This is a genomic window from Butyricicoccus sp. (genome assembly GCF_050872565.1).
GTDB lineage: Bacteria > Bacillota > Clostridia > Oscillospirales > Butyricicoccaceae > Butyricicoccus_A.
Genome location: NZ_JBNMHC010000306.1, coordinates 1 through 2,703, shown reverse-complemented (window position 1 = coordinate 2,703; position 2,703 = coordinate 1). Strand labels below are relative to the sequence as shown.

The 2,703-nt window shown below is 50.8% G+C and carries 4 protein-coding genes; 1 reads left to right on the top strand and 3 read right to left on the bottom strand.

What is annotated here, in order from left to right:
• The 3 genes from ACR0P9_RS10520 to thiM all read right to left on the bottom strand — a co-directional run.
• The coding region (locus tag ACR0P9_RS10520; RefSeq protein ID WP_432619928.1) for an HAD family hydrolase at positions 1-473 on the bottom strand (473 nt) is incomplete at its 3' end.
• Entirely contained in the window at positions 470-1,129 is a 660-nt protein-coding gene (thiE, locus tag ACR0P9_RS10515) for a thiamine phosphate synthase (protein WP_432619926.1), read from the bottom strand. The genes thiE and ACR0P9_RS10520, both read right to left, overlap by 4 nt.
• On the bottom strand, positions 1,116-1,940 hold the full coding sequence (gene thiM / locus ACR0P9_RS10510; RefSeq protein WP_432619924.1) for a hydroxyethylthiazole kinase: 825 nt from the start codon (positions 1,938-1,940) through the stop codon (positions 1,116-1,118). Before thiM ends, thiE begins: the two co-directional genes overlap by 14 nt.
• A gap of 149 nt (positions 1,941-2,089) precedes the next feature.
• Between thiM and ACR0P9_RS10505 the strand changes: the two genes are divergently transcribed.
• On the top strand, positions 2,090-2,703 hold a 614-nt coding region (locus tag ACR0P9_RS10505), incomplete at its 3' end, for an AEC family transporter (RefSeq protein ID WP_432619922.1).

Below are 2,703 nucleotides of genomic sequence, written 5' to 3'. Positions count from 1 at the left end.
CCCAATCGCTCTGTGCAGGTATCAAAGATATATGGCAGATTTTTGCTCGTCTGTAAATCACCGCAGGTCAAAATAAACGAGAAATAATCCAACACCCCGACACGACGCAATGCCGCTTCGACTAACGTGTGATCCGTGGCACTTGCCACACACATCCGCACGCCGCGCTGCTTCATCTGCTCCAACATCTCTCTTGTGCCCGCTTTGAGCGGTGCACGCAAACGATAATCGTCCTCAATCATGTGATTGATGCGTGCACAAATGGCCTCCTGCGACTCCTGCACGCCGTAATCACTGCGAAAATAATCCGCAGCTTCCGGCAGCGTCATGGTCTTAATGCGCAGTGCCAGCTGCTCAATATCCGGCACAGCAACATGCTGTTCTTCCAAATATCGCGTGCCGACCGACGCCCAATACGGCATGGAGTCGAGCAGTGTGCCGTCCAAGTCAAAAATTGCGCCGGTCAATGTCATGCTTCCACCAGCTTTCGCGCCTGTGCAAGCAGCTCTTTTGTCGCTTGTTCAATATCCGGTGCCGCAAAAATGCCAGAGACAATCGCCACACCATCTACCCCTGTTCCGCGCAACTCTAGCATATTGTCCAGCTTGACGCCGCCGATAGCCGTGATCGGAATAGACACACTGTCGCAAATATCCTTGATATTCTGCCAAGTCAGCGGCTTGGCTTCTGATTTAGTTCCCGTCGCATGAACGGCACCGACACCGAGATAATCTGCGCCGCGCGCCTGTGCGAGCTGTGCTTCTTCGATATTGTGCGCTGAAACACCGATAATCTTGTCCTCGCCCAACATAGCGCGGACATCGCCTGCTTCCATGTCGTCCTGACCGACATGCACACCATCTGCCCCGCTCTCCAAGCACGCCTGTACATCATCATTGATGATACACATCACGCCGTATTTATGGCACAGCTTGACAATTTCCTTTGCCTCTGCGACAAAATCAGCATGATTCAGACCTTTTTCCCGAATCTGTACGATGGTTGCGCCGCCCTTCAGGCTCTCCTCGATCTGCTCATACAGGGTGCGATCTCCAACCCAAGCACGATCTGTCACTGCATACAACAGCATTGCCTGTTTTACCGCCTGTTTTCTATTATCGAATTTCAACTTTCATTCCTCCATTCAATGTCTCCGCATCCATCAAGCTGATTGCATCGATCAAATAGACGCGGAACGAACCAGTGCCCAATCCCTGCTCTGTCGTTTTCCGATAGGCAATATCTCCGGCAACGCCCATAGCAACCGTTGCCGCAGCCGCAGCTTCGAGAATCTTGTCCGGATTGCCGCCGCAGTATGCCGCAGTCAGCGCAGATAGCATACAGCCAGTGCCCGTGACACACGACATCATCGGATGACCATTTCGGCAGATATACGCCTTCTCCGGCGAAGCAATGATGTCAATCGCACCGCTCACTGAGACAACCGCGCCGAGCTTTGCACTGAGCTGCTTGAAAAACGCCACGCGCTCTTCCAAATTTTCTTCGGTCACAGCATCTGCTGCTCCCGCATCAACACCCTTGGTGTTGGACGCTGCGCCGCCGACAGCAAGCAGTTCAGACACATTGCCGCGCACAACAGAAAACCGGTACTGCGCAAAGAAATCCCGCAGTGTCTGCATTCGATAAGACGATGCGCCCGCGCCAACCGGATCGAGGACAACCGGAACCTTTGCTTGATTGGCTGCCGCAATGGCTCGATGCATGGCGAGAACTGTGTGGCTGTTCAAATTGCCAATATTGATGTCTAAGCCATTCGCCTGCGCGGCAATTTCTGCCGCTTCCTGTTCTGCTTCTGCCATCGTTGGCGAGGCGCCGCACGCCAGCACAACATTTGCGCAGTCATTGGTTGTAATGTAATTGGTAATACAGTGCGTCAGCGGCTTTTTCAGACGCACGTTTTGCAAAATTTCTTCAAACATAGATGCATTTCCTTTTCTATTCGGTGTGGAAGGATATAACAAGTCTTAGTATATCGCTGTCAGTCGCTTTCTGTCAATCAATCTTTGACAGAGAATGCTCTGGGTGGTATCATAAAATCAATTGTTTCACAGAAAGGGTTTCTCTACCTATGGATATTTCCGCATTGTACACGCAGATCATCGTCATGTTTCTACTCATCGGCGTGGGCGCAATCTGTTACAAATATAAACTGGTAACAGATGCCGGTTCCGGACAAATGTCCGCGCTACTCATCAATTTTGCCGCTCCCGCCATTATCATTCATTCCTTTTGCCGAGAATTTGACCGAGCCATGCTGAGCAAGCTCATTATCGCTTTTGTGCTCTCCATGCTGCTGCTCGCCATCAGTATCGGCATTGCCACACTGGTCTTTCGCAAAGATAGCTCGGATTATGCTGACAAACGCATGTGCGTCATTTTTTCCAACAATGGTTTTATGGCATTGCCGTTATTGCAGGCACTGTACGGAGATGACGGCGTATTTATCGGTTCTATCAATATCGTTGCCACCAACATCGTCATTTGGACCTTTGGCGTCTGGCTGCTGACACGCGCAGGCAATCGCGGCAAGGTTCGACTGAGCTGGCAGAAAATCCTGTTAAATCCCGGCACGATTGGATTTTTCATTGGACTCGCTATCTTTTTGACATCTACAACACTGCCCGCCGTCTTGGATGAGCCAATTACTTTTTTGGGCAACTTAAATACCCCATTGGCAATGAT